At 70.4% G+C, this 25,307-nt stretch carries 25 protein-coding genes, 1 tRNA gene and 1 pseudogene; 10 read left to right on the forward strand and 17 right to left on the reverse strand.

Annotated features, from left to right (window positions below; translation table 11 throughout):
• Nucleotides 1-3: 3 nt before the first annotated feature.
• On the reverse strand, nucleotides 4-663 hold the full coding sequence (locus G6N16_RS17850; RefSeq protein ID WP_163787919.1) for a TetR/AcrR family transcriptional regulator: 660 nt from the start codon (nucleotides 661-663) through the stop codon (nucleotides 4-6).
• Between the two features lie 177 nt (nucleotides 664-840).
• On the opposite strand from G6N16_RS17850, the gene G6N16_RS17855 reads away from it, so the two are divergent.
• Both G6N16_RS17855 and G6N16_RS17860 read left to right on the forward strand, forming a co-directional pair.
• Nucleotides 841-1,851, forward strand: a complete 1,011-nt coding sequence (locus tag G6N16_RS17855; RefSeq protein ID WP_083032921.1) for an acyl-CoA dehydrogenase family protein — start codon at nucleotides 841-843, stop codon at nucleotides 1,849-1,851.
• A 3-nt stretch (nucleotides 1,852-1,854) separates the two neighbouring features.
• The gene (locus tag G6N16_RS17860; RefSeq protein ID WP_083032919.1) at nucleotides 1,855-3,033 is read left to right on the forward strand and encodes an acyl-CoA dehydrogenase family protein; all 1,179 of its coding nucleotides are present in this window, start codon (nucleotides 1,855-1,857) and stop codon (nucleotides 3,031-3,033) included.
• Between the two features lie 125 nt (nucleotides 3,034-3,158).
• Here G6N16_RS17860 and G6N16_RS17865 read toward each other — a convergent pair whose 3' ends face one another.
• From G6N16_RS17865 to G6N16_RS17880, 4 genes are read right to left on the reverse strand one after another with little or no spacing between them, the layout of a single operon-like run.
• A complete protein-coding gene (locus G6N16_RS17865) occupies nucleotides 3,159-3,923 on the reverse strand; it encodes an enoyl-CoA hydratase/isomerase family protein (protein ID WP_083032918.1) in 765 nt (254 codons plus the stop codon).
• Between the two features lies 1 nt (nucleotide 3,924).
• A complete protein-coding gene (locus G6N16_RS17870; protein ID WP_083032916.1) occupies nucleotides 3,925-5,013 on the reverse strand; it encodes an acyl-CoA dehydrogenase family protein in 1,089 nt (362 codons plus the stop codon).
• Nucleotides 5,000-5,905 (reverse strand): acyl-CoA dehydrogenase family protein, encoded by a 906-nt coding sequence (locus G6N16_RS17875; RefSeq protein WP_083032915.1) that lies wholly within the window; start codon nucleotides 5,903-5,905, stop codon nucleotides 5,000-5,002. Before G6N16_RS17875 ends, G6N16_RS17870 begins: the two co-directional genes overlap by 14 nt.
• The gene (locus G6N16_RS17880; protein WP_083032913.1) at nucleotides 5,883-7,322 is read right to left on the reverse strand and encodes a class I adenylate-forming enzyme family protein; all 1,440 of its coding nucleotides are present in this window, start codon (nucleotides 7,320-7,322) and stop codon (nucleotides 5,883-5,885) included. The genes G6N16_RS17875 and G6N16_RS17880 overlap by 23 nt, the downstream gene beginning before the upstream one ends.
• Before the next feature lie 177 nt (nucleotides 7,323-7,499).
• Here G6N16_RS17880 and G6N16_RS17885 point away from each other — a divergent pair, with 177 nt between their 5' ends.
• Complete coding sequence (locus tag G6N16_RS17885; RefSeq protein ID WP_083032911.1) at nucleotides 7,500-7,814, forward strand: 2Fe-2S iron-sulfur cluster-binding protein; 315 nt, start codon at nucleotides 7,500-7,502, stop codon at nucleotides 7,812-7,814.
• A gap of 10 nt (nucleotides 7,815-7,824) precedes the next feature.
• Here the strand turns inward: G6N16_RS17885 and G6N16_RS17890 are convergent, their stop codons facing one another.
• Together G6N16_RS17890 and G6N16_RS17895 are read right to left on the reverse strand one after the other, a co-directional pair.
• Nucleotides 7,825-8,856 (reverse strand): CaiB/BaiF CoA transferase family protein, encoded by a 1,032-nt coding sequence (locus G6N16_RS17890; protein WP_083032910.1) that lies wholly within the window; start codon nucleotides 8,854-8,856, stop codon nucleotides 7,825-7,827.
• A 4-nt stretch (nucleotides 8,857-8,860) separates the two neighbouring features.
• The gene (locus G6N16_RS17895) at nucleotides 8,861-9,817 is read right to left on the reverse strand and encodes an LLM class F420-dependent oxidoreductase (protein WP_083032908.1); all 957 of its coding nucleotides are present in this window, start codon (nucleotides 9,815-9,817) and stop codon (nucleotides 8,861-8,863) included.
• 162 nt (nucleotides 9,818-9,979) lie between these two features.
• On the opposite strand from G6N16_RS17895, the gene G6N16_RS17900 reads away from it, so the two are divergent.
• The 4 genes from G6N16_RS17900 to G6N16_RS17915 all read left to right on the forward strand — a co-directional run bounded on the left by G6N16_RS17900 (nucleotide 9,980) and on the right by G6N16_RS17915 (nucleotide 14,922).
• Nucleotides 9,980-10,807 (forward strand): SDR family oxidoreductase, encoded by an 828-nt coding sequence (locus G6N16_RS17900; RefSeq protein ID WP_083032907.1) that lies wholly within the window; start codon nucleotides 9,980-9,982, stop codon nucleotides 10,805-10,807.
• Nucleotides 10,808-10,877: 70 nt separating this feature from the next.
• Nucleotides 10,878-11,516, forward strand: coding sequence for a TetR/AcrR family transcriptional regulator (locus G6N16_RS17905; protein ID WP_234805983.1), 639 nt, complete (start codon nucleotides 10,878-10,880; stop codon nucleotides 11,514-11,516).
• A gap of 46 nt (nucleotides 11,517-11,562) precedes the next feature.
• Nucleotides 11,563-14,007 (forward strand): lysylphosphatidylglycerol synthase transmembrane domain-containing protein, encoded by a 2,445-nt coding sequence (locus tag G6N16_RS17910; RefSeq protein WP_163787920.1) that lies wholly within the window; start codon nucleotides 11,563-11,565, stop codon nucleotides 14,005-14,007.
• Between the two features lie 6 nt (nucleotides 14,008-14,013).
• Nucleotides 14,014-14,922 (forward strand): alpha/beta fold hydrolase, encoded by a 909-nt coding sequence (locus G6N16_RS17915; protein WP_083032903.1) that lies wholly within the window; start codon nucleotides 14,014-14,016, stop codon nucleotides 14,920-14,922.
• Here G6N16_RS17915 and G6N16_RS17920 read toward each other — a convergent pair.
• Nucleotides 14,873-16,096: an NAD(P)/FAD-dependent oxidoreductase gene (locus tag G6N16_RS17920; RefSeq protein WP_083032902.1), complete on the reverse strand. Its 1,224-nt coding sequence runs from the start codon at nucleotides 16,094-16,096 to the stop codon at nucleotides 14,873-14,875. The two genes, G6N16_RS17915 and G6N16_RS17920, sit on opposite strands and share 50 nt — an antisense overlap.
• 141 nt (nucleotides 16,097-16,237) lie before the next feature.
• Nucleotides 16,238-16,318, reverse strand: a tRNA-Leu gene (locus G6N16_RS17925).
• 69 nt (nucleotides 16,319-16,387) lie between these two features.
• Between G6N16_RS17925 and G6N16_RS17930 the strand changes: the two genes are divergently transcribed.
• Together G6N16_RS17930 and G6N16_RS17935 are read left to right on the forward strand one after the other, a co-directional pair.
• On the forward strand, nucleotides 16,388-16,795 hold the full coding sequence (locus tag G6N16_RS17930) for a hypothetical protein (RefSeq protein WP_083032900.1): 408 nt from the start codon (nucleotides 16,388-16,390) through the stop codon (nucleotides 16,793-16,795).
• Nucleotides 16,792-17,145, forward strand: coding sequence for a DUF3817 domain-containing protein (locus tag G6N16_RS17935; RefSeq protein WP_083032899.1), 354 nt, complete (start codon nucleotides 16,792-16,794; stop codon nucleotides 17,143-17,145). Before G6N16_RS17930 ends, G6N16_RS17935 begins: the two co-directional genes overlap by 4 nt.
• A gap of 11 nt (nucleotides 17,146-17,156) precedes the next feature.
• Here the strand turns inward: G6N16_RS17935 and G6N16_RS17940 are convergent, their stop codons facing one another.
• On the reverse strand, nucleotides 17,157-18,584 hold the full coding sequence (locus tag G6N16_RS17940; protein ID WP_268948448.1) for an MFS transporter: 1,428 nt from the start codon (nucleotides 18,582-18,584) through the stop codon (nucleotides 17,157-17,159).
• A 72-nt stretch (nucleotides 18,585-18,656) separates the two neighbouring features.
• Between G6N16_RS17940 and G6N16_RS17945 the strand changes: the two are divergent.
• A pseudogene (locus G6N16_RS17945) lies at nucleotides 18,657-19,724 on the forward strand (acyltransferase family protein); the annotation flags it as partial.
• Nucleotides 19,725-19,777: 53 nt separating this feature from the next.
• Here the strand turns inward: G6N16_RS17945 and G6N16_RS17950 are convergent.
• The 7 genes from G6N16_RS17950 to aosR all read right to left on the reverse strand — a co-directional run bounded on the left by G6N16_RS17950 (nucleotide 19,778) and on the right by aosR (nucleotide 25,304).
• On the reverse strand, nucleotides 19,778-20,386 hold the full coding sequence (locus G6N16_RS17950; protein ID WP_083032897.1) for a non-canonical purine NTP pyrophosphatase: 609 nt from the start codon (nucleotides 20,384-20,386) through the stop codon (nucleotides 19,778-19,780).
• A gap of 4 nt (nucleotides 20,387-20,390) precedes the next feature.
• Nucleotides 20,391-21,170 (reverse strand): ribonuclease PH, encoded by a 780-nt coding sequence (gene rph, locus G6N16_RS17955; RefSeq protein WP_083032896.1) that lies wholly within the window; start codon nucleotides 21,168-21,170, stop codon nucleotides 20,391-20,393.
• A gap of 32 nt (nucleotides 21,171-21,202) precedes the next feature.
• Entirely contained in the window at nucleotides 21,203-22,000 is a 798-nt protein-coding gene (locus G6N16_RS17960; protein WP_083032894.1) for an MBL fold metallo-hydrolase, read from the reverse strand.
• Nucleotides 22,001-22,067: 67 nt separating this feature from the next.
• A complete protein-coding gene (gene murI, locus G6N16_RS17965) occupies nucleotides 22,068-22,889 on the reverse strand; it encodes a glutamate racemase (RefSeq protein ID WP_083032893.1) in 822 nt (273 codons plus the stop codon).
• Nucleotides 22,886-23,530: a rhomboid family intramembrane serine protease gene (locus tag G6N16_RS17970; RefSeq protein WP_083032891.1), complete on the reverse strand. Its 645-nt coding sequence runs from the start codon at nucleotides 23,528-23,530 to the stop codon at nucleotides 22,886-22,888. Before G6N16_RS17970 ends, murI begins: the two co-directional genes overlap by 4 nt.
• Nucleotides 23,531-23,586: 56 nt before the next feature.
• Nucleotides 23,587-24,726, reverse strand: a complete 1,140-nt coding sequence (locus G6N16_RS17975; RefSeq protein WP_234805982.1) for a P1 family peptidase — start codon at nucleotides 24,724-24,726, stop codon at nucleotides 23,587-23,589.
• Nucleotides 24,723-25,304, reverse strand: a complete 582-nt coding sequence (aosR, locus tag G6N16_RS17980) for an oxidative stress transcriptional regulator AosR (protein ID WP_083032890.1) — start codon at nucleotides 25,302-25,304, stop codon at nucleotides 24,723-24,725. Before aosR ends, G6N16_RS17975 begins: the two co-directional genes overlap by 4 nt.
• Nucleotides 25,305-25,307 lie beyond the last annotated feature (3 nt).

Raw genomic sequence — 25,307 nt, forward strand, 5'->3', positions numbered from 1 at the left:
TCTCTAGCTAGCTGAGGCGGCGAAACCCAGCGCGCAGAAGCTCCACACCTCGTCGGCGGTGATCGGGTGGATCTCCTCTTCCTCGGCCGGTGCCGAGGACTGCGCGGTGAACATCACCGTCTGCATCGTCATCGCCGCGACTCGGCGCGGATTGACGTCCGAACGCAGCTGGCCGGCCTCGGCGGCCTCCTCCATCAGCTCGGTGAACAACACCAGCAACGGGGCGTGAGCAACGCGCACCTCGGTCGGATGCGAGATCAGCAACTGGGGGGCGAAATCGGTGAACAACGGGCGCTTAGCCGACGGATCCGGCCGCGACAGCTCAAAGAGCAGCTCAATTGCGACCTTCAACCGGGCCAGCGGCTCCTCCTGGCCCGATGTCGCGGCGCGGATCTGATTGGCCGCACGGCTGAGCGCATCCTCGAACAGCGCCAGCAGCAACTCATGTTTGCCGTCGAATTGGAGGTAGAAACTACGCAGTGACTGCCGGGACCGGTCGACGACTTCCTGCACGGTGAAATCCGTGCTGCCCTTCTCGGTGATGATCGCCTGGGCGGCGTCGAGGAAGCGCTGCACGCGCTGGGCGGCACGCAGCTTGGCGGTCTTGATGGACCGCTCGACGGCGCGCTGCTTCCAGGCCGGTTCTTCGCTGGGGCTGCTCATCTGAGGCCCGAATCGCGGCGACGTGCAATGTACATGGACAAACTGTAACGGACAATAGGTCTACTTAGGGGGTCCTCGGCCGCATTGTGACGCAGATTTCGAGATTCTTCCTACCACATGAGGAGAATGTTATTCTCCGATGGTTATTCGACCGGCGACCGACGAGGTGAAATCCGAATGCTCCTGGAGCTCGATTCCGACCAGCGATTCTGGCGCGACACGGTGCGCGACGCGCTGGCCAAGGAATGCCCCGCCAGCCTCGTTCGCGCCGTCGCCGAGGACGGTGCCGACACCACGGCGCTGTGGCAGACCTACGTCGACATGGGGTGGACCGAGCTCACCGACGCGTCGGAGACCGTCGAACTCGGATTGCTGGTCGAGGCGCTCGGCGCCGCGAGCGATCCCACCCCGTTCCTGGCCACCCTGACCCAGTTCAGCCCGCTGGCCGGCGACCGGATCGATGCCAAACTCTCCGGCGCCGCGGTCTACGACGGTGTCACCGCGGCCCGCACCGCCGACGGCTGGGTGCTCGACGGCACCTGCCGGCACGTCCTCGACGGCGACCGCGCCGACCGGCTCGCCGTGCTCACCCCCGCCGGGGTGTTCATCCTGGGCTCCGATCAGGTGACCGCCCGCCGAGTGCAGGTGTTCGACCCAGTACTGCACGTCGCCGAGGTGACGCTGGCCTCGGTGGCGGTGCCCACCGAGGCCCGGGTGTCCGGGGTGAACGTCGAGCGCGCCCGGGAGCTCGCGCTGACCGGGATGGCGCTGACCGTGGTCGGTTCCTGCCAGCGGATCCTGGACCTGGTCCTCGAACACGTCGGGTCCCGCAAGCAGTTCGGCGTGCTGATCGGGTCCTTCCAGGCCGTCCAGCACAAGGCCGCCGATATGCACGTCGCCATCGAGCGGGCCCGCGCGCTGGCCTATTTCGCCGCGCTGACCCTGGCCGAGGGGGACCCACGCAGTCGGATGGCGGCCATGATGGCCAAGGCCGGCGCCGGCGAGTGCCAGTCGCTGGTGTTCAAGCACGGCGTACAGCTGTTCGGCGCCATGGGGTTCACCTGGGAGAACGACGTGCAGTTCCCGCTCAAGCGGGCCAAGGCCGGCGAGCTCATGCTGGGCGGCGCCGCCGAGCACCGCGCCCGGATCACCGAGGAATCACTGGCCGCGGCACGAGCGGGGGCCTGAGCCGTGCAACTGACCTTCGACGCCGACGTCGAGGCGTTCCGCGACGAATTCATCGCGTTTCTCGACGAGTACCTGCCCGACGAGGCGGTCACCGACCAACGCTCGGAATCGACCGCCGACGTGCCGCCGTGGGCCCGGGACTGGCAGCGCGTCCTGTTCGACCACGGCTGGCTGGTGCCCGGCTACCCGCCGGAGTTCGGTGGCCGCAACGCCAACATCCTGCAGCAGTACGTGTGGAACCAGGAACTGTGCCGCCGGCGGATCTATCAGTCCTACAACCCGCAGGGCGTCGGCATCATCGCCGCCTCGCTGCTGACCTTCGGCACCGAGGAACAGAAGCGGCGCTGGGCCGTGCCGATCCTACGCGCGGAAATGACTGCGGCACTGGGCATGAGCGAACCCAACGCCGGATCGGATCTGGCCGGCCTGCGCACGTCGGCGACGCTCACCCCCGACGGGGATGCGTTCATCCTCAACGGCCAGAAGGTGTGGACCTCCGGTGCCCACGACGCCGACGTGATCCTGGCCTTCGTGCGTACCGACCCGGATGCGCCCAAGCACAAGGGCATCAGCGTGCTGGTGGTGCCCGCCGACACCGAAGGCGTGGTGCGCCGGCCGTTCCCGTCCTGGTGCGACCGCGAGGACATCGACTTCAACGAGGTCTTCTTCACCGACGCCCGGGTGCCCGCCGAAAATCTGGTCGGGCCACTCAACGGCGGCTGGGGAGTGGCCAACGGATCGCTGGGCCACGAACGCACCCTGCTGTGGATGCTGTTCGCCGACCGGCTCGACCAGCTGATCGCCGACTACAGACCGGCCACGGTGCTGGAACGCGACCAGTACGCCACGCTGCTGATGGACGCCGCCGCGCTGCGGTTGTTGGGCTCGGCGGCAATCGCCCGCGAGGCCCGCGGTGAGCAGGACACCCAGAGTCTGTCGGTGCTGAAACTGCTTGGATCCGAGTCGGTTCAGACCCATTCCGAGCACGCGCTGGACGCCGCCGGGATCGACGGGCTGCGCCATCCCAACATCACCTCCAGCTACGCACCGTTCGGTGAGGACGACGCGTCGACCAGTCTGTTCGAACGGCTGCAGCGCACCTTCGGCGGGACCATCGCCGGTGGCACCTCGGAGATCCAGCGCAGCATCATCGCCCAGCGGATCCTCGGCCTGCCGCGCTGACGGCCCGCCGATCGCGAACGGCCGATTGGCGCACGAGCGGCCATCCAGGAACACAAAAACCCAGGACGGCCCGACCCGAGGCGGACGCCACGGAGCCTTCGTGCAGTAACTGGCCACTCGCCGGATTACTTCTTGGCGATCAGCCCGTCGACGATGCGGTTGAAGTCGGCGGTGCCGAAGGAGACGTACTCGCTGAGGTTGGCGTAGTCCAGCGAGGTGGTCACCGACCGTTCCAGCTGCATGTTCATCAGCCGCTTGGTGGCCTCGACGGCCTGCTGCGGCTGCTTGAGGATGCCCCGGGCGCATTCGAGGGCCGCGGCCACCGGATCTGCCACCACGTGGTTGGCCAGGCCCAGCTCGAGTGCCTTCGCCGCGGGGATCTTCGCCCCGGTCAGCGCGTACTCCTTGGCCTGCAGGAAGCTGATTTGCGTCGGCCAGACCAGCGGCCCGCCGTCGGCGGCCACCAACCCGATCGACACGTGCGGGTCGGCGAAGAACGCCGTCTCGGCCATGTAGACGACGTCGGACATGGCGGCCAGGCTGCAGCCCAGGCCGACGGCCGGCCCGTTGACAGCGGCGATGATCGGGATCCGGCACCGGATCATGCCCAGCACCAGGTCGCGGCCGTGCTTGATGGTCTTGGTGCGCAACGCCTCGTCACGGCGCAGCTCGTCGAGGTAGTTGAAATCGCCGCCGGCCGAAAACGCCCGGCCGGCACCGGTGAGCACCGCGACCCGCGCCCCGGCGTCCTCGTTGAGCTCGTTGAACAGGTTCGCCAGGCCGACGTGCAGGTTGTCGTTGACGGCGTTGAGCGCATCGGGCCGGTTCAGTGTGATGATCCGCAGCGGCCCGTCGGCCGCGACGTCGATTTCTTCTGGCATTCCATACATTTCAGACTCCCAATCCCAGGATGCGTGAGGCGATGATGTTCTTCTGAATCTGCGAAGTTCCGCCCATGACGCTCTGCGCCCGGCTGTACAGATAGGAGTTGAACAGTTCGGTGTCGGCGGTCCCGGTCACGGCGAGCGCGGCGTGTCCCACCGACTGGTCCACCCAGGTCATCAGCAGCTTGTCGATCGAGCCGTTGGAGTTGTGGGTGATGCCGTCCAGCTGTTCGGACAGCCGGCGCCGCACGTGGTGGGTGAGCATCTCGGTCTGCACCGCCGCCCAGGCCAGGTCCTCGGGGACCGATCCCTCGCAGCGGGCGGCCATCTGGCGCACCAGCTTGCCGTACCGGGCGGCGTAGCCCAGCGTCGAGGGTTCCCGCTCGTGGCCGACCACGGTCATCGCCAGCGCCCAGCCGTCACCGGGTTCGCCGACCATGTTGGCCGCCGGCACGGTGGCGTTGTCGAAGGCGACCTGCCCGAATTCGGTGGTGATGCCGTTGATCATCTCCAGCGGGCGCTGGATCACCCCGGGCTGGTCCATCGCCACGATGAACGCCGAGATGCCCTTGTGCCGCTTGGCTTCCGGGTCGGTCCGGGCCAGCACCAGGCACCAGTCGGCGACGTCGGAGTAGCTGGTCCAGATCTTGTGGCCGTTGATCACCCACTGGTCGCCGTCGCGGACGGCGGTGGTGGTCAGCGACGCCAGATCCGACCCGGCACCGGGCTCGGAGAACCCCTGGCACCAGCGTTCGGTGCCGTTGATCATGCCGGGCAGGAAGCGTTGCGCAATCTCCTTGCTGCCGTGGTGGCCGAGCCCGACGACCAGGTAGCCCAGGCTGGGCCGCGGCGGGGCGCCGTAGCGGGCCAGTTCCTCGTCGAGGATGACATCGTAGACCGGGGGCAGCTCCTGGCCGCCGTACTCCTTGGGCCAGGTCACCCCGAAGAACCCGCCGGAGTACAGCGCGCGGTGCCACTCGCCCTGGCGGGCCCAGTACTCGTCGCCGGACGTCGGGAATTCCTTGGCGTGCACCGAGAGCCAGTCCCGCAGCCGGGCGCGGAAGGCGGCCTCGTCGGCCGAATCACGAAAGTCCAAGATCGATCTCCTCCAACTTGACGGGCCACAGTTCGGTCGAGGTGAGCGCCCGGCGCAGGTAGACGTGCGCCAGGCATTCCCAGGTGTTGCCGATTCCGCCGTGCACCTGGATCGAAGTCTCGCACACCGTGCGAGCCGCGCGTGCGCAGTACAGCTTGGCCACCCGGGCCGCGCGCAACGCCTCGGCCGGGGTGAGTTCGTCGACCGCCCACGCGGCGTGGCGCAGGATGCTGATCGAACCCTCGACCAGGGTGGCGGCCTCGGCCAGCAGGTGGGCGACGGCCTGATACGAACCGATGGTCTTGCCGTACTGTTCGCGGATCTTCGCGTAGTCGACCGCCAGGTCCAGCGCGCCGCGGCTCACCCCGACCAGGTCGGCAGCGGTGATCACCAGCGCGAGCGCCTGCCAGCGGGCCGCGGCGTCGTCGTCGATCGCGCCCACCTCGGCCAATTGCGTTGCCGTGGCCCGGGTCCGGGTGAGATCGGCACCCGCGACGGAGTCCCCGACGGATCCGGCGAGGACCCGGGAGCCGTCCACCGCGACCGCGACACCGGCGCCGCGGGCATCGAATGTTTCGCCGCCGACCACCACGGTCAGGCCGGCGGCGGGATCCAGGCCGGCCAGCCGGTAGGCCTCGTCGGCGAGCACCGGGCCGGCAAACGGGGCATCGACCAGGCCGCGGCCGAACTCCTCGGCGACGATGGCGACCTCCACCCCGGAGGCGCCGTCGGAACGCAGTGCGCACCAACCCGTTCCGGCGAGCTGGCGGTCCAGCCGCTCGATCCGTGCGGCGTCGGCGAGTTCGGCGACTGAGGACGGGCCCAGGTCGTCGGCCAGCTTGGCGGCCGCGTTGCGCAGCTGCTGCTGTTCACCGGTCAGTCGGACATCCATGGCTCTCCTTCAACACACGACGCAACACCTTGCCCGAGGGCAGGCGCGGGATTTCGGAAACGAAGACGATTTCGGCGGGCCGCTTGTAGGACGCCAGCCGCGCGGCCACCAGGTCTTGCAGTTCACCGGCGCTGACGTCTGCGCCGGGAAGTGTGGCAACCGCGGCGATCACCTGTTCCTGGCCGGTCAGCGCCGGACCGTCGGTGTCCGCGACCGGCACCGGCGCGCCGAACACCGCGCAGTCGGCCACCGCGGGGTGGGCGTGCAGCACCGACTCCACCTCGGCCGGGGCGACCTGGAAGCCGCGGACCTTGATCATCTCCCGGGTGCGGTCGGTGATGCGCAACCAGCCGTCGGCGTCGAGTACCCCGATGTCGCCGGTGCGGTACCAGCCGTCGACGATCACCTCGGCGGTGGCCTCGGCGGGCAGATAGCCGGCCATCAACGAATCCGCTCGGGCCCAGATCTCCCCAGGGACACCGGGTTGGACCTCGGCGCCGGTTTCGGTGGACCGGATGCGCAGCGCCACCCCCGGCGCGGCGCGTCCGACGGTGTCCAGGCGCCCGCTGCCGAGTTCGTTGCAGGCCAGCACGGGCAACTCGGTGGCACCGTAGCCGGTCATCCAGGTGACGCCGGTGCGCGCGGTGACGGCCTCGGCGACCGCGGGGGTGATCGGGGTGGCGCACCACATGATGTAACGCAGCGAGGACAGGTCGTAGCGTTCCAGATCCGGGTGGGCGGCGATCGCCAGCGCGATGGGGGCCACCGCCATCTCCACGGTGATCCGGTCGGCGGCGATGCCGGCCAGCAGCTCGTCGACGTCGAACCGGCGACGCAGCCGCACCCAGCCGCCCGCGTCCAGCATGGCGGCGATGTTGAGCAGCCCCAGGATGTGCGACGGCGGCGTGACCACCTGCATCCGGTCGGCCGCCTGCAGACCCAGGACGGTGCGCCAGTGCTCGACGCCGGCGGCGAACGACCGGTGGGTGTGCCGGACCGCCTTGGGGGTTCCGGTGGTGCCCGAGCTGAACACCAGCACGGCCTCGGCATCGGGATCGGCGGCGAAGGGGGCGGGCCCGGCGACCGGGGTGATCGGTTCGTCGAGGTGGCGCATCGCCCTCAGCTCGGCCAGCGCCGGGTGGTCACCGACGGCGGCCACCGGTTCGGTCAGCGCCAGCGCGTGGGCCACCTCGCGGTGCTTCCAAGCCGGGCTGAGCAGCACGACGGCCGCCCCGGCCCGCCAGATCCCGTAGAGCGCCATCACGAACTCCGGCCGGTTCGACGACATCAGCGCGACCCGGTCGCCGGGGCGCACGCCGCGGTCGGCGAGTTCGGCGGCGAACCCGGCGATCAGACCGTCGAGCTCACCGCGACGGTACTGCCGCTCGGCGCCGGCGAGAACGACCGGGTCGGGCATCGGTCCTCCTGGTCGGTGTGTGCCGGGGCGGCGGGAAACTCCGGATGAGAATACTATTCTCGTTGGAGTAGAATACACGTACCATGGTGGTGGTCGCGCCGCCTGTGGCACCCGGGGTGGCACGTTCCCCGGGACTCGGCGCGACGCCGCCGACAGCATGTCGAGAGGTGTGAATCCATGACTTCACCGGCTTCGGGTGACACCGCGGTGGCGACCGGCCGACCCGAGGTGACCGTGCACCTCGACGGTCGAACCGAGACCATTGCCGCGCAGCCGGGTGAGACCATCCTGGAATCCGCGCGCCGCGCGGGGCTGACGCCGCCGTTCTCCTGCGAGGCCGGCAACTGCGGCACCTGCATGGCGGTGCTGCGCGAGGGCACCGCGACCATGCGGGTCAACGATGCCCTGGACGACGACGAGGTCGAGGAGGGGTACGTACTGACCTGTCAGGGCGTCCCGGACTGCACCGTCGTCGTCGACTACGACTGCTGACCGCGCCCGGTCAGCCGTGCTCGCCGAGCGCGGGCGCGCGCCGGTAGTCCGGTACGTACCCGTCCATCCCGATGCTGCACCGCACCTGCCGGTACGGCCCGGCCTGCACGACGGCCTCCGGCGTGGCGTCCAGCGCCTCGCCGAGCGTGCGCACCGCGGCCGCCGGGATCCCGCGCGGGCGCAGCCGCGTTTCCCAGTTCGCCGCCGTGTCGGTGGCCAGCACGGCCGAGACCGCGGCGATCACCGGATCGCGGTTCGCGGCCCGCTCGGCCATGGTGTCCCAGCCGGTCAGCCCGGTCTCCGCGCACAGCGACCGCCAGAATCCGTCGTGCGTGACGAACAGCGCCAGGTAGCCCTGGGCCGTCGGGAACAGTTGCGCCGGAACGTAGAACGGGTGCGCGCCGAACGGTCGGCGGGCCGGTACGACACCGTCGTCGAGGTACCCGGCGGCGTGATAGTTGAGCTGGGACAACATGACGTCGCGCATGCTGACGTCGACCTGCCCGCCGCGACCGGAGTAGATCTGGGCGACCAGCCCCAGCGCGGCGGTCAGCCCGGTGGAGTTGTCCACCGAGGTGTAGCCGGGCAGCGTGGGCGGCCCGGCGGGATCGCCGGTCATCGCCGCCACCCCGGTCAGCGCCTGGATCACGTAGTCGAACGCCGGGTCGTCACCGCCGTTGAGCCCGAATCCGGTCAGCGCCACCGCGACGATCGACTCGTTGTACTGCCGCAGCGCGTCGTAGGTGAGCCCGAGCTTGCGGATGGCCGACGGCTTCAGGTTCACCAGCAGCGCATGGGATTCGGCCACCAGCTCCCCCAGCCGGTGCCGGCCCGCATCCGAGGCCAGGTCCAGAACGATGCTGCGCTTGCCGCGGTTGAGGCTGGCGAAGTAGGTGTCGGACACCTGGCGGGAGATGTCACCGGCGGGCGGCTCGATCTTGGTCACCTCGGCGCCGAGATCGGCCAGCATCAGGGTGGCGTACGGCCCGGCCAGCACGGCACCGACCTCAAGGATCTTGATGCCCGCGAGTGGTCCGGTCACGGCCCTAGCGTAGTTGGGCGGCCAGTTCCGCGATCACCTCGCGGGTGCGGTACTTCGACGCGATGAGCTCATCGCGATTCTCCCCGATCGGCAGCAGCCGCACCGACAGATCCGTCACCCCGGCGTCGGCGAACTGCTTGAACCGCGCCAGGATCGCCTCCTCGTCACCGGCCGCGCACAGATCGCCGACGTTGCGGGCGTCGCCGCGATCGAGCAGCTTCTGATAATTGGGCGAGGTTTCGGCCTCTGCCAGGATCCGGTTGGCGCGGTCCTTGGCCTCGTCGATACGCGAGTTCTCGCACAGGCAGACCGGGATACCGGCGATGATCCGCGGCGCGGGGCGCCCGGCGTTCTCGGCGGCCTGGTTGATGCGCGGGGCGATGTGGTCGCCGATGGAGCGCTCGTCGGCCATCCACAGCACGGTGCCGTCGGCGTACTCACCGGCCAGCCGCAGCATCACCGGGCCCAGGGCGGCCAGCAGCACCGGCGGGCGGACCTCGGCGCCGAGTGCGGTCGGGTTGTGCACGGTGAAGGTGCCGTTCTCGACGTCGACGGGCCCGGGTCCGGACATCGCGGCGTTGAGCACCTCCAGGTAGTCGCGGGTGTAGCCGGCCGGCTGCTCATACGGCAGGCCGAGCATGTCGCGGATGATCCAGTGGTGGGACGGCCCGACGCCCAGCGCCAGTCGCCCACCCGCACCGGCGTTGACCGAAAGTGCCTGGCGGGCAAGTGCGATCGGATGCTGTGCCTGCAGCGGGACGACGGCGGTGCCCAGCTCGATACGGCTGGTGCGGTTACCCATCAGGCTGACCATCGTCAGGCAGTCGAAGTCGTCGGGCACCTGCGGCATCCAAGCGCTGTCCAGGCCGGCCGCCTCGGCCCATTCGATGTCGGCGAGGAACTTGGCGACCTTGCGGTTCATGTCCCCGCGCTCGGCACCGATCATCACACCCAGACGCATCTGCGACCCACTCCTTTGCCTCGCCCGGCGCAGCCGTCGTCAACCCGGCGGGCGGCGCCGGTGCACCCGCTCCCGGTGATAACGTACTTGCAGAAAAAGAGAATGCCAATACCGCTGGATGCAAGCCTGCTTCTGGCGGCGTTTCGATTCCCGGGAGGCACCATGCCGTCGCTGCAGGACCGCACCATGATCATCTCCGGCGCCAGCCGCGGCATCGGCCTGGCGATCGGGCTGGCCGCCGCCCGCCAGGGCGCGAACGTGGTCCTGCTGGCCAAGACCGCCGAACCGCATCCCAAGCTGCCCGGCACCGTCTACACCGCCGCCGCCGAGATCGAGGCCGCCGGGGGCCGCGCCGCCGCCGTCGTCGGCGACGTCCGCAAGGAGGACGACGTGGCACGTGCGGTGGCGGTCGCCGTCGAGACCTTCGGCGGGGTGGACATCTGCGTCAACAACGCCAGCGCCATCTTCACCGCCCCCACCGAGGAACTGTCGGCCAAGCAGTTCGACCTGATGATGGACATCAACGTCCGCGGCACCTTCCTGCTGACCAAGGCCGCCATTCCGCACCTACGCCGCTCGCCGAACGCCCACGTGCTGACGCTGTCGCCGCCGATGAACATGAATCCGTACTGGCTGGGCCTGCACCCGTCGTACACCCTGAGCAAGTACGGCATGACGCTGCTGGCGCTGGGCTGGGCCGCCGAGTACGCCGAGGTGCCGATCGCGTCGAACTGCCTGTGGCCGCAGACCTATATCGCCACCGCCGCGGTGACCAACCTCGCCGCCGGCAACGACGACATGCTGGCCCGCTCCCGTCGGCCCGAGATCATGGGCGACGCGGCCGCCGCCATCCTGACCCGGCCCGCGGCCGAGGCCACCGGCAACTGCTACATCGACGCCGACGTGCTGACCGAGGCCGGGCGGACCGATCTGTCCGGCTACGGCGGCGGCGACAACCCCATCCTGGACCTGTTCCTGGACGCCGAATAGGCGAGTTCCCCCGACGGCAACGCCGAGAAAGCTATTCTCGGTTCGTGCAAACGAGCAGGTGGTCGGCGTGGTGACCGATACGACGGCGCTCGCCGAGGACGTCCACACCGACGAGGTCGAGCGGATCCTGACCGCGGCCGTGCGGGTGATGGAGCGCGTCGCCCCGGCCGCACCGAAGGTCAGCGACATCATCGCCGAGGCCGGTACCTGCAACAAGACTTTCTACCGGCACTTCACCAGCAAGGACGACCTGATCCTGGCGGTGGTGCGCCGGGGCACCGCCAGGGTGGCCGCCGGGCTGGCGGCCGACATGTCCCGCGAGGCCCGCCCGGAAGACCAGGTGGCCACCTGGGTATCCGGACTGCTGGCCCAGATCACCGACCCGCGGCTGTTCACCCTGTGCCACGCCACCATGGCGCAGATGTCGGCGCCCGCGCAGAACCGGCTCAATCCCGACAGTGTCATCGGCCCCGAGGGCACCGACACGATGGCGATGGCGCCGCTGCGGGACCTGCTGTCAGCTCCGTTGCAGCAGATGGGCCGGCCCGATCCCGAACGCGACGCCGACGCGGTGTTCGACGTCACCATGGGGACCCTGCGCCGGCACATCGGCTCCGGGCACCGACCACCGGCCGCCGACGTCGAGCATCTGGTCGGGTTCTGCCTGGGCGGCATCGGGGTGGCGGTTCCCCAGCGTCGGGTCGACTAAGTTAGCTCGGGAGGCAAACCCGCCGAAACCGAGAGAGCCCTGGCCGATGCGAGTTGACGGACGCGAGATCGCGGTCTCCGGCAAACTCCTGCCGCCGTGGAACCGTCGTACCAACGCGCTGATCCGACTGGCGCTGTCGGCGGCTCTCCTCGCCCTGATCATCATCAGCTCGATGGTCACCCGCAACGACTGGGAGGCCCTGGAGAAATCCATCTCCGGCATCGTGGGGGTGCTCACCCCCACCCAGTCGAACCTGGTGTACCTCGCCTACGGCGTCGCCATCCTGGCGCTGCCGTTCGTCATCCTGATATCGCTGATCGCCGGCCGGCAGTGGAAGCTGCTCGCCGCCTACGCCGCGGCCGGGCTTTTGGCCGTCCTGTCACTGTCGGTGAGCGGCAAGGGTTTCGCCGCGCCGCAGTGGCATTTCGACATGGACGACCGGCTGCACACCGTGCTCAGCCAATTCCTCGACGACCCGCGCTGGATCGCGCTGCTGGCCGCGGTGCTGACGGTTTCCGGGCCCTGGCTGCCGGCGCGTCTGCGACGCTGGTGGTGGACGCTGCTGCTGGCCTTCGTGCCGATCCACCTGGTGGTCAGTGCGATCGTGCCGGCCCGTTCGCTGCTGGGGCTGGCGGTCGGCTGGTTCATCGGCTCGCTGGTGGTGCTGGTGGTCGGCACCCCCGCGCTGGAGGTGCCGCTGGACAGCGCGGTGCGGGCGCTGGCCCGCCGGGGCCAGATAGTGACCGCGCTGACCGTCATCCGCCCGGCCGGCCCGGGCGCACTGGTGCTGCAGGCCACCGGCGTCCAGGGCTCGCTGACCGGCGCCCCGGCCGAAGCGGCCGACCCGGCTCCGGACGCGAACCCGTCCACCCCCTGCCAACCGGTCCCCGGCGCGGCGCTGCTGGAACTCTACGGGCCCAACCAGCGCAGCGGCGGCCTGCTGCGCCAGTTCTGGCGCAAGATGCGGCTGCGCACCGACGAGAGCGCGCCGCTGCACGCGTCGATGCGCCGCGCCGTCGAGCACCGGGCTCTGATGTCGGTCGCCATCGGCGCCCTGGGGCTGGCCAACACCACCACCATCGCGCTCGCGGCCCTGGAACGCGGCTGGACCCTGTATGCCCGCACCCCGGCCCGCGGAACCGCCATCACCCGCAACGTGCCACCGGCGCGGGTCTGGCAGGCCCTGGCCGACCTGCACGCCGGCCAGATATCGCACGGCGATCTCCGGATGAGCGAACTGAGCGTTCTCGACGACGGGAAGGTGCAGTTCGGCGGGTTCGGCAAGGCCGAATTCGGCGCGACCGACATCGCGTTGCAGTCCGACATCGCCCAACTACTGGTGACCAGCACGGCGCTCTACGGCGCCGAACCCGCGGTGTCCGCCGCCATCGAGGTGTACGGCCGTGACAGCGTGCTCGACGCCTCGCGCCGGCTGACCAAGGGGGCCATGCCGGTCCGGATCAAGACCGCGGTGCCCAACGCCGGGGACCTGATCACCGCCGCGCGCGACGAGGTGAAGAAGCAGACCGGCGCCGCGGCGATCCAGACCGAGAACATCGCCCGGTTCACCCGCTCGCAGATCATCCAGCTGGTGCTGCTGGTGGCACTGGTGTACGTCGCCTACCCGTTCCTGTCCACGCTGCCGACCTTCTTCACCGAACTGCGCACCGCCAACTGGTGGTGGGCGCTGCTGGGACTGGGTGTCTCGGCGTTGACCTACCTGGGTGCCGCACTGTCGCTGTGGGCGTGCGCCGACGGGCTGGTGAGCTACCGCAACCTGACGATCATGCAGGTGGCCAACACCTTCGCCGCCACCACCACGCCCGCCGGTGTCGGCGGCCTGGCGCTGAGCACCCGGTTCCTGCAGAAGGGCGGGCTCGGCGCGGTGCGCGCCACCACCACCGTCGCACTTCAGCAGACGGTGCAGGTGATCACGCATCTGGCGCTGCTGGTGGTGTTCAGCGTCGCGGCCGGAACCACGGCCGACCTGTCGCATTTTGTGCCGTCGGCGACGGTGCTGTACCTGATCGGCGGTGCCGCACTCGGTGCGTTCGGCACCTTCCTGTTCGTACCGAAGCTGCGCCGCTGGCTGGGCACCGCGCTGCGCCCCAAACTCAAGGAAGTGCTGGCCGATCTGGTCGACCTCGCCAAGGAACCGAAACGTCTGGGGCTGATCGTGCTCGGCTGTGCGGCAACGACTCTCGGCGCGGCCCTGGCACTGTGGGCCAGCGTCGAGGCGTTCGGCGGCGACGTGTCGTTCGTGACGGTCACCGTGGTCACTATGATCGGCGGCACCCTGGCGTCGGCGGCGCCCACCCCTGGCGGCGTCGGTGCGGTGGAGGCCGCTCTGATCGGTGGGCTGGCTGCATTCGGCGTGCCGATGGCGGTGGCGGTGCCCGCGGTGCTGCTCTACCGGATCCTGACCTGTTGGCTGCCGGTATTCGTCGGCTGGCCGGTGATGCGCTGGCTGACCCGCAACGACATGATTTGACCGCGAGTGACCACCTTCAATCACAGTCAGGGTGTCCATGACTGGGTACCCACCCGCGACGGCCGTCACCTCTACGCCCAGGTGCTGGCCGGGCCCGAACCACCCACCGTGGTCTTCGAATCCGGCTCCGGGGCGACCCGGTCCTACTGGGCGCAGGCCCAGCAGGGAGTCGCGACATTCGCCCGCGCCGTCGTCTATGACCGTGCGGGACTGGGCCATTCCGAACCCGACCCCGCGGGCCGGACGCTGGATCGGATGGCCGACGACCTGCTCGACGTGCTCGACCACTTCGGTCCCGGACCGTTCATTCTGGTCGGCCACAGCGCGGGCGGCCCGATCGTGCGGCTGGCCGCCTCCCGGCGCCCCGGCATGGTCGCCGGGCTGGTTCTCGTCGACCCGACCGACGAGGACGCCGACGTGCTGTTCAAACCGCCGTTCCGGATCGGTGAGCGGATATCGATCGCCGCAGGCAAGGTGCTCGCCCGGCTCGGCCTGCTGCGGCGACTGTTCGCCGGGCAGCTGGCCGCCATGCCCGACGAGGACGCCCGCGAGGACCTGCGCCACGAGGGTTTCGGCTACAACGTGCTGGAAACCCAGCAGCGCCAGGCCCGCACGTTCCTCGACGAACTGAAGAAATGGCGCAAGCGGCCCCCGGATCTTCGCGACATCCCCGTCACGGTGATCTCCGGCGGCAGGCTACGGGTCGACGGTATGCCCGAGCACATCCGGGTGCGGATCAATCTGGCGCACAGCTACCGGGCGGCGCAGTCCCCGCGCGGCCGGCACGTCGTCGCGCAGCGCTCCGGGCACAATATCCCGCTGACCGAACCCGAGGTGATCGTCCGCGAGGTCGCCGAGATGGCGGCTACCGCAGCGGGTCGAACGGGGCGATGGTCGGGTCGATCTCGCCGGTGACGATCTGTGTGGCCAGCATCTTGCCGGTGGCCGGGCCCAGGACGATGCCCCACATGCCGTGGCCACCGCCGACGTACACCCCCGGCGCACGGGTCGCACCGACCAGCGGCAGCCCGTCGGGGGTGACCGGGCGAGCGCCCACCCATTCGTCGCGGCGGTCGTCGAGATCCACCCCGGTCATCAGCGCGCGGGCCTGGTTCACGATGGCCTGGATCCGGCGGGGCTGTGCGGGCTCGTCGGGCCTGCGAAATTCCATCGTCCCGGCGATCCGGAACCGGCCCCGGTACGGCGTGCAGGCAATTCGCTGTTTCGGTAGATACAGCGGATGCTCCACGGGAACATCGGTTTTCACCGTGAAGGAATAGCCCCGGCCGGCCTGCACCCGGGTCCGCACACCGAGCGTGCGGGCCAGTCGCGGCAGCCAGGCACCGGTGGCGATCACCACCGAGTCGGCCGCCAGACGTTCCCCGGTGTCCAGCAGCACCGCCGGACGGGGTCCGCCGACGACGTCGGTCACCGCCGACCCGGTGCACAGCTCGGCCCCGCGCGCCACCACCGCATCACCGAGGGCCGCCAGATACGGACCGGGCTCCAGGAACCGCTGGCCGTCGAGCCGGTAGGCCGTCGTCACCGTCTCGGACAGGACCGGGCACAGTTCGCGGGGGTTCGGCAGCGGTGTCAGCGGCACGTCCTGGCCGTGCCGTCGGGCGCCGTCGATCTCGCGGAGGAACCCCGCGTCGTCGCCGGGGCGCGCGAATGCGATGACGAACGGACCCGCGTGGGTTCGCGACAGCACTCCCCCGGCGCCGAGTTCGTCGTAGCAGGCCAGGGCGATCCGGTCGATCGGCGTCAACGCGGCCATCGCGCGCTCCCAGGACCGACGGGTGCCGTGCGCGGCGAACCGGGCCAGAAACGACCACAGCGGGACATCCACCCGGATCGGAATATGCAGTGCGGCATCGGGATCCAGCAATGCCCGGGGCCCGTAGGACCACAGGCTCGGATCGGCCAGCGGGATCGTCTTGCCCGGACTCAGCCAGCCGGCGTTACCCCACGATGACCCGGCCGCCACCCCCTCACGGTCGATCACCGTGACATCGACGCCGCGTTCCTGCAGATACCAGGCGGTGGCCAGGCCGACCATCCCCGCACCGACCACGATCGAACGGGCCATGGAACCCCCTCGCGAGACGAGTGCTGCCACTGTCCATCTCAGCACACTGTCGGGGCCCCGGCAGGGCGTCGGACCTACGGCGACCAAGGCCGTCCCGACGCGACACCGCGTGCCACCCATGACCCGGCCCACCACAACAAGTGCGCGAGGGGGGACTTGAACCCCCACGTCCGAAGACACTGGAACCTAAATCCAGCGCGTCTGCCATTCCGCCACTCGCGCGCGACACCTCAGGGTATCTGGTACCGGCTCGATTCCTGCCGCCGCTGGCGCGGACGGTACGGTCGATAGGTGTCCACCACCCGTCGCCACCGGCCCGCACTGATCGTGCTGGCCCTGCTGGCCGCGTGCGGGTGCCTGGCCCTGGGCTGGTGGCAGTGGACACGTTTCGAGTCGAGCTCGGGCACCTTCCAGAACCTCGGCTATGCATTGCAGTGGCCGGCGTTCGCGGCGTTCTGCATCTACGCCTACCGCAAGTTCGTCGTGCTCGAGGAGAACCCGGAGCCCGCGCCGTCGCCGCAGCGCCCGACGGAGATCCCCGCCGACCTGCTGCCGTCGCGCCCGACGGCCGCCTCCGTCACCGCCGACGAGGACCCGACGCTGGCCGAATACAACCGCTACCTCGCCGAGCTGGCCGCGCGGAACGACGCCGCGGGCCGCACCGGTACAAAGACCCCGCAGGACAGGACCACCGCATGAGCAGCAATGAATCCACTCCCCCCGCCGGGGCAGCGACCGTCGAATCCATTCGCAAGGCGCTGCTGCCCTACCGGGTGCTGGCCTGGACGACGGGTGTGTGGCTGATCGCGCTGTGCTGGGAGATGTACCTGGCCTATGTCATGCACGACCCGAACCCGCCGAAGTGGATCGGCGTGGTGCACGGTTGGGTGTACTTCGCCTACCTGCTGGCCACCGCCAATCTCGCGGTGAAGGTGCGCTGGCCGATCGGCAAGACCATCGGGGTGCTGCTGGCCGGCACCATCCCGCTGGTCGGCATCATCGTCGAGCATTTCCAGACCCAGGAAGTCAAGGAACGCTTCCAGCTCTGAGGCCGCGCGGGTCAGTCGTCCGCCAGGGCCGCGACCGGGTCGGGGATCAGGGCGGCCAGCGCGGTGGCCGCCGCACCGACGGCCGCGGCCACCCACAGCCCGAGGTGAAAGCCCGCGAGTGACGGCGCGGTGTGCACCCCGGAACCGACCGGCGGCGCGACCACCATCGCCGCCAGGATCGCGCTGATCACCGCACTGGAGATCGAGGTGCCCATCGACCGCGACAGCGCGTTGATGCCGTTGGCGGCGGCCGTCTCGGTGATCGGCACGGCCGCGTTGATCAACGCCGGCAGCGAGGCGAAGCCGAAGCCGACCCCGATGCTGACGATCACGTTGAGCAGGCCCACCAGCGCCGCCGAGCCCAGCATCAGCGGCCCGCACAGGTAGCCGGCGGTGATGATCGCGCAGCCCAGGACCAGGCAGAATTTCGGTCCCCGACGGGCGGCGACGGCCGCCGAGGCCGACGCGCAGACCATCATCGCCAACCCGCCCGGCGCCATCCACAGCCCGGTGCCGGTCAGCGACTGGCCCAGGCCGTACCCGGTCTCCGCGGACAGTTCCAGGATCTGCGGCGCGATCAGGCTGAGCGCGAACAGCGCGAACCCCATGCAGATCGACGACAGATTGGTCAACAGCACGGGGCGCCGCACGGTGGTGCGCAGGTCGACGATCGGCGACTCGATCCGCAGCTGCCAGAGGGCGAAGACGGCGAAGATCCCCAACGAAGCGACGAACATCGACACCGTCACCCGGTCGGTCCAGCCCCACGTCGACCCCTTGGAGATCGGCAGCAGCAGCGTCACCAGCCCGGCGGCCAGCAGCACCGTGCCCAGCGGGTCGAAGCGGCCCGTCGACACCGCGGGCACCGCCGGGATCAGCAGCACGAACAGCACCAGCGCCAGCGCGCCCAAAGCACTGGACAGCCAGAACAGCGCGTGCCAGTCGTAGTGCTGGGCGATGATCGCCGACAACGGCAGCCCGAGGGCCCCGCCCACGCCCAGCGAGGAGCTCATCGTGCCCATCGCCGATCCGACCCGGTCGGGCGGCATGACCGCCCGCAGCACCGCGATGCCCAGCGGGATGATCGGCATGCCCAGGCCCTGCAGACCCCGGCCGAGCACGAAGGGCACCAGCGTGCTGCTCAGCGCACAGATCAGCGATCCGGCCAGCAGCCCGACGGCGCAGACGATCAGCATCCGCCGGGAGCCGTAGATGTCGCCGAGCCGCCCGAACACCGGGGTGGCCACCGCCGCGGTCAGCAGCGTCGCGGTGATCGCCCAGGACGCGTCGGGGGCGTCCACACCGAGCAGCACCGGCAGCGACGGGATGACCGGGACGATCAGCGTCTGCATCAGGGACACGCCGATACCGGCGGCCGAGAGCACCACGACCAGCACCGTCGGATGCTCGCTGCCCAGGCTGGCCCGACGGGAGGTCACGAGGGGGCAGCGTACACGTCGGTTAGCTTCGCTTACTAAGCTGCGCCGACCGGCGTGGATAGAATCGCCGCCATGACCGCCGGCCCGCCCGTCCGGGATGGTGCGCTCACCGGGCTCCGCGCGCTGGCCGCCATCCTGGTCATCGGCACCCATTCCGGCTTCATCACCGGGATGCTGTCGCACGGCTACCTCGGCCACGTGTTCGGGCGCCTGGAGATCGGCGTGCCCATCTTCTTCGCGCTGTCCGGTTTCCTGCTGTTCCGGCCGTGGGTGATCCGGGCCGCGGCGACCCGCGACGGGCAGCGGGCACCCGCGCCGTCGGTGCGCCGCTACGCGCGGCGACGGGTCCGCCGCATCATGCCGGCCTACCTGGTGACGGTGCTGGTCACCTTCGCCGTGTTCGCCGTCTACACCCCGGGACCCAATCCCGGCCAGACCTGGCCCGGCCTGCTGCGTTATCTGACCCTGACCCAGATCTACGCGAGCAACTTCATGGCTCGCTATCTGCACACCGGGATGCCGCAGATGTGGAGCCTGGCCGTCGAGGTGTCCTTCTACCTGCTGCTGCCGCTGCTGGCGTATCTGCTGCTGGGCCGGCGGCGGGCCTGGCGCCCGGCTGCGGTGCTGTCCGGGATCGCCGCACTGGCACTGGTCGAACCGGTCTGGCTGATGCTGGCGAACGCGACCCACGTGCTGCCGGACGCCGCCGGCATGTGGCTGCCGGCGCACCTGTCCCCGTTCGCCGGCGGCATGGCCCTGGCGGTGCTGCAGGTCACCGGCGCGCACTGTCGCGCGCGGTGGGCTCTGCCGGCGGCGTGCGCGGGGTTCCTGCTGATCTCCGGCTCCTGGGCGTTCGGTTCCTACCTGGGGCCCACCCACTGGTGGCAGCCGGTGGTCTCGGCGGCCGCCTACGGACTGATCGCCACGCTGATCGTGGCCCCGCTGGCCCTCGGCGACCGCGGTTACTGGCATCGGCTGCTGAACCTGCGGCCGGTGGTGTGGGTGGGCGAGATCTCCTACGAGATCTTCCTGCTGCACGTCATGGTGATGACCCTGACCATCGGCCTGCTGTTGCGCTGGCCGCCGTTCACCGGGCCGGTGGCGGTGCTGTGGGCGCTGACCCTGGCGTTGACGATTCCGCCGGCCTGGTTGCTGCACCGGTGCACCGCACCCCGCTCACTGCGCGAGGCGGATCAGGCCAGTTTGCGCAATGCGGGCAGCAGCAAAGCCAGCGCGCGGCCGCGGTGCGACGCCGCATCCTTGGCCTCCGGGCTCAGCTCGGCCGCCGAGCAGGTGCCGCCGTCGGGCAGGAACACCGGGTCGTAACCGAAGCCGCCGGTGCCGCGGGGTTCGCGCGCAATGGTGCCGCGCCACTCGCCGCGCACGGTGACCTCATCGGCCGGATCGGGCCCGGTCACCAGCGCGCAGGCCGACACGAACGCCGCGCCACGGCGCTCCTCGGGAACGTCGGTCAGCTGCGCGAGCAGCAGCCAGTAGTTGGTGACGTCGTCACCGTGCACCCCCGCCCAGCGCGCCGAGAGCACCCCGGGCATGCTGTTGAGGGCGTCCACACTCAGCCCGGAATCGTCTGCGACACAGGCAATTCCCGTTGCGGCGTAGCCGTCGCGGGCCTTGGCCAGCGCGTTCTCCTCGAACGTCGCCCCGGTCTCGGGGGCCTCGGGATACTCGGGTACGTCGGCCAGCGACAGCAACTCCAGGCCGACGATGCCCGCGGTGTCGAGCACCCGGCGCAGCTCGGTGAGTTTCTTGTTGTTGCGGCTGGCGACCAACAGTCGGGTCACCGGCTCAGCTTCCGAACGCCTTCTTCGGTGCCGGCCCCTCGGGCAGCACCCCCGGGTACGGCAGTTCCAGTGCGGCGCGCTGGATTTCGAAGAGCTGATCGCAGGCGCCCAGCGCCGCATCCAGCATCTTGTCCAGGGTGGACCGCGGGAACGTCGCACCTTCGCCGGTGCCCTGCACCTCGACGAGGGTGCCGGTGTCGGTGGCCACCACGTTCATGTCCACCTCGGCGCGGGAGTCCTCCTCGTACGGCAGGTCGACGCGGACCCGGCCGTCGACCACGCCGACGCTGACCGCCGCGATCGCACACGACAGCGGCCGCGGGTCCGACAGCTTCCCGGCCGCGCCGAGGTAGGTGACGGCGTCGGCCAGCGCGACATAGGCGCCGGTGATGGCCGCGGTGCGCGTTCCGCCGTCGGCCTGAAGGACGTCACAGTCGATGGAGATGGTGTTCTCCCCCAGCGCCCGCAGGTCGATGCAGGCCCGCAGGGAGCGCCCGATCAGCCGGCTGATCTCCTGGGTGCGCCCGCCGACGCGGCCGCGTACCGATTCGCGGTCGGAACGGGTGTGGGTCGCCGCCGGCAGCATGGCGTACTCGGCGGTCAGCCAGCCCAGGCCGGAGCCTTTGCGCCAACGGGGTACGCCGTCGACGACGCTGGCGGTGCACATGACCCGGGTCTGACCGAACTCGATCAGTACCGAGCCCGCCGGATGCGAGGTGAATCCACGGGTGAGGGTGACCGGACGCAGTTCATCGTCGCTGCGGCCGTCTTCGCGACTGGACACCCGCCAACACTAACCGGTGGTTCGGCAGCTACTTACAACCGCGCCCCGCGGGCGGCCCGGGTGGCGGCCGCGATCACGTCGAAGGCCTCATCGGGGACCACCGCGTGCACGGCACCGTCGAATTCGGCCTCGGCCTCGGCGAGCACCGCGTCCCGCGAGGTCCACGGCGGGATGTGGGTCAGCAGCAGCTCCCGCACGCCGACTTCCCGGGCAATCCGGCCCGCTTCGGTACCGGACAGGTGCAGGTCCGGCGGGTTGCCCGGACTGTGCGTCCACGACGCCTCGCAGAGGAAGACGTCGGCGCCGCGGGCCAGCTCGTACACCGCGTCGCAGATGCCGGTGTCGGCGCTGTAGACGAACACCGCCCCGGACGGATCGGTGAACCGCATGCCATACGACGGAGCGGGGTGGGTCATCAACCGCACCTCGACCTGCAGCGCCCCGTACTGGAAGACCTGCCCGTCGTGGAAGGAGTGCAGGTCGAAGATGTCGCGGAAATCGTCGAGCTCGTCGCCGTGCGGCGAGGACGCCGCGGCCAGCCGCGACCAGGTGTCGGGCGGCCCGTGCATCAGGGCCTTGCCGGTCGGCTTGTTCGGGTGGTAGCGCCGCCACACGAACAGTCCGGGCAGGTCCAGGCAGTGGTCGGCGTGCAGGTGCGACAGGAAGATGTTGACGACACCGGGATCGACGTGGCGTTGCAGGGCGCCCAGAACCCCGCCGCCGAAGTCGATCACCAGCGGCTCGGTGTCGGGAGCGGTCAGCAGGTACCCCGAGGCCGGGGAATCCGGTCCGACGACGCTGCCGGAACAACCAAGCACAGTGATGCGCACCTCATCAGCTTGCCATGCTCCCTGGCCCAATACCGCAAACTCCGCCGCAATAAACCCGCGGCGCGGTTCAGTGCGCCCCGGGGACTCGGTGCGCCGGTTCGACGCCGGTGATCGACGGTCCGAGGAACCGGGCCGCCAGCGCCAGGAACGCGTCCGGATCGCCGGTCGCCTCGAAGCGCCGGCCCGGCGCGGGCGCGTCGTGCGGACGCAGCAGGTCCGCCTCGGTCAACACCCGCAGCAGGTCCTTGGCCGTCTCCTCGGCGCTGGACACCAGCGTCACCTCGTCGCCGACGACGAGCTGGATCAGCCCGGCCAGCAGCGGATAGTGGGTGCAGCCCAGTACCAGCGTGTCGACGCCGGCGCGCTGCAGCGGCTCCAGATACCCCTCGGCCAGGCCCAGCACCTGACGTCCGCTGGTGACCCCGCGTTCGACGAAGTCGACGAACCGGGGGCAGGCGACGGCGGTGATCTCGGTGTGCACCGCCGCGGCGAACGCATCCTGGTAGGCACCCGAGGACACCGTGGCGGCGGTCCCGATCACCCCGACGCGGCCGTTTCGGGTGGCGGCGACCGCACGCCGCACCGCGGGCAGTATCACCTCCAGCACCGGGACGTCGTAGCGTTCCCGGGCGTCGCGCAGGCACGCCGCCGAAGCGCTGTTGCACGCGATGACCAGGGCTTTGACCCCGCGGTCGACGAGGTCGTCCATGATCGCCAGGGCGTGGGCGCGGATCTCCGCGATGGTCAGCGGGCCGTACGGCCCGTTGGCGGTGTCACCGACGTAGATCATCTCCTCGTCCGGCAGCATGTCGATGATGGCGCGGGCCACCGTCAGCCCACCGACGCCCGAGTCGAACACCCCGACCGGGGCGTAGCGGTCCGCGGTCACTGCTGCACCGGGCGTTTCTGCGCGCGGGCCGTGCGTTCGGGCCCGGACAGCAGATACGCCGCGACGACGCCGGCGATCGCCCCGCACAGGTGGCCCTGCCAGGAGATGCCGCCGCAGGTGTTGAGGTCGGGAACCACCCCGAGCAGCAGGGAGCCGTAGAGCAGCGCGACCAGCACCCCGACGACGATCTGCCACGGTTTGCGGACCCACCAGCCGAATACGATCAGAAACGTCAGCCAGCCGAAGATCAGGCCCGAGGCGCCGATGTGCACGGTGTTCGGGCATGACGGCAGCGCACCGATCAGCCAGGTGCCCAGCCCGCCGAGCAGCCAAATGATGGCCGTCGCCGCGAGGCATCGACCCATCCCGATGAGCGTCATCAGGAAGCCGAGCACCAGCAGCGGGATCGTGTTGGCAAACAAGTGGTTCCAACTGCCATGAAGCAGCGGGGCGAACAGGATGCCAGACAGGCCGTCGCGCTGCAGCGGCCGGATGCCGTCGGCGTCCAGCCGCCCGCCGCCGAGTTGGTCGATGAACTCGATGACGTAGAGCACCGCAACGAAGCCGAGGACGGTGGCACCACCGGTCTGCCACCCGGGCCGCTGCTGCGGCGCGTCGGGAACCGCGGGTGTCTTCGCCATCGGCGCTGCGACCGCCTTTGCTCGTGGGGCTGCGCACTCGTGGGGCAGCGTGAGATTCAGGCTACCGGCGCGGCGTCGGCGCCGAACACCGCCGGCAGCAGATCGGCGTAGCAGGGCACCCCGGCCACGCCGGTCGCCGCGGCGACCCCGACGAGCACCGCGCGGGCCAGCGCGTCGGCGGCGGCGGCCCCGACGGCGGCCAACAGTCGGGTCTGCGGATCCAGCTGCGGCGGGGTGTCCGGATCCGGTTCCACCTCGATCGCACCGGTGGCCAGCGCGAACACCGTGTCCCCGTCGACCGGGGTGTGCGCCGGCCGGATCGAGTGGGCCAGCCCGTCGTGGGCGGCGATGGCCATCCGGCGGCAGGCGGCGGGCGTGAGAGCGGCGTCGGTGGCGACGACGGCGATGGTCGTGTTGAGCGGCGGATTCGACGAGCGGCGTCTTTCCGCGAGGAAGAGGTCCGACGGGGGCTGCAACGGGTTGTGTTCGGCGTCGCGGGCGGCGTAAGCGGCGATCTGGTCGGCGGGCGGGGTCGCCAACCCCAGCACCCGGGTCAGTTCGGCCATCCACGGCAGCCCGGTGACCGGGTCGACGACGGCTCCGGCGCTGTTGACCACCACGATGGCCCCGACGGTCACCCCGCCGTACTCCGGGCCCAGGCGCACCGACGCGGTGCCCACCCCGCCCTTGAGCACCCCGGACCGGGCGCCTACACCGGCCCCGACGGTGCCGACGGCGACCGTCGTCGCGGCGGCGTCGGCCGCGCTCCGGCCGAAGTCCGCGGTCGGGCGCTGCGCCCAGCCGCCGACGGGCAGGTCGAAGATCACCGCGGCCGGCACGATCGGCACCAGCCCGTTCTCGATGGCCACCCCGCGGCCACTCTCCTCCAGCCAGCCCATCAGCCCGTCGGCCGCGGCCAGTCCGTAGGCGCTGCCACCGCACAGCGCGACGGCGTCGACGTAGCGCACGCTGTTGGCCGGATCGAGCAGGTCGGTCTCCCGGGTTCCCGGAGCCCCGCCGCGGCAGTCGACCGCGCCGACGGTCCCCGGCGGGGTGAGCACCACCGTCACCCCGCTGGCCCATCCGCTGCCCAGGGTCGCATCGGGATCCAGCCGGTGATACTGGCCGACCCGGATGCCGGCGACGTCGGTGATGGCGCCCTGCGGCAGCCACCTCGTTTCACCCGGGGTCCTCACGCCGGCTTCCCCATCAGACACAGCACCAACAGCTCCTGCAGTGTGGTCAACCACTGGTAGACGTCCAGGTGCCCGGCCATCGGGTGGTTCGACGATAGCCGGGCGGGCCCGTCGGGACCGATCTCCAGGATGGCGCCCAGCGCCAACCGGATGTCGTTGACGGCGGCGATCCACGCCTCGGCGTCATCGGTGGTCAGCTCCAGCCGGCCGCCGTCGCGCGGGCAGGTGCCCAGCATCCGTTGCGCCGCTTCGCGTTTGGCGGTGATGATCTCCGGCTCGTGCAGGATCCGCAGCGCCGTGTTGACACTCTCCGGGTCCGGGTCGCCCGGGCCGGCGGCGGTGGGACGGTAGAAGTCCGGCAGCAACCGGCTCATGGTGGCGTCGGCCGGCGGCGCCGGGTTGCCGGTGCGGATACCGGTCAGCTCGGCGAGCTCGTCGGGCGGCGCGGCCGCCTCGCGGTCGTCGAGCATCGCCAGCACCGAGGTCGCCAGGTCGTGCAGCAGCGCACCCTCGTGGGGCTCCAGCACCGACCGGAAGCGCACACCGTCGGCGGTCTGCACCCGTTTCCATCTGCGCACGCC

This window comes from Mycolicibacterium insubricum (assembly GCF_010731615.1).
GTDB classification, from domain to species: Bacteria; Actinomycetota; Actinomycetes; order Mycobacteriales; family Mycobacteriaceae; genus Mycobacterium; species Mycobacterium insubricum.

What these genes read in the sequence shown, in the direction of transcription:
- G6N16_RS17910 (WP_163787920.1), top strand. Translation starts at nt 11,563, where the DNA reads ATGCGAGTTGACGGACGCGAGATCGCGGTCTCCGGCAAACTCCTGCCG.
- G6N16_RS17865 (WP_083032918.1), bottom strand. Translation starts at nt 3,923, where the DNA reads ATGTATGGAATGCCAGAAGAAATCGACGTCGCGGCCGACGGGCCGCTG.
- G6N16_RS17875 (WP_083032915.1), bottom strand. Translation starts at nt 5,905, where the DNA reads ATGGATGTCCGACTGACCGGTGAACAGCAGCAGCTGCGCAACGCGGCC.
- G6N16_RS17920 (WP_083032902.1), bottom strand. Translation starts at nt 16,096, where the DNA reads ATGGCCCGTTCGATCGTGGTCGGTGCGGGGATGGTCGGCCTGGCCACC.
- G6N16_RS17900 (WP_083032907.1), top strand. Translation starts at nt 9,980, where the DNA reads ATGCCGTCGCTGCAGGACCGCACCATGATCATCTCCGGCGCCAGCCGC.
- G6N16_RS17885 (WP_083032911.1), top strand. Translation starts at nt 7,500, where the DNA reads ATGACTTCACCGGCTTCGGGTGACACCGCGGTGGCGACCGGCCGACCC.
- G6N16_RS17895 (WP_083032908.1), bottom strand. Translation starts at nt 9,817, where the DNA reads ATGCGTCTGGGTGTGATGATCGGTGCCGAGCGCGGGGACATGAACCGC.
- G6N16_RS17855 (WP_083032921.1), top strand. Translation starts at nt 841, where the DNA reads ATGCTCCTGGAGCTCGATTCCGACCAGCGATTCTGGCGCGACACGGTG.
- G6N16_RS17880 (WP_083032913.1), bottom strand. Translation starts at nt 7,322, where the DNA reads ATGCCCGACCCGGTCGTTCTCGCCGGCGCCGAGCGGCAGTACCGTCGC.
- G6N16_RS17850 (WP_163787919.1), bottom strand. Translation starts at nt 663, where the DNA reads ATGAGCAGCCCCAGCGAAGAACCGGCCTGGAAGCAGCGCGCCGTCGAG.
- G6N16_RS17935 (WP_083032899.1), top strand. Translation starts at nt 16,792, where the DNA reads ATGAGCAGCAATGAATCCACTCCCCCCGCCGGGGCAGCGACCGTCGAA.
- G6N16_RS17970 (WP_083032891.1), bottom strand. Translation starts at nt 23,530, where the DNA reads ATGGCGAAGACACCCGCGGTTCCCGACGCGCCGCAGCAGCGGCCCGGG.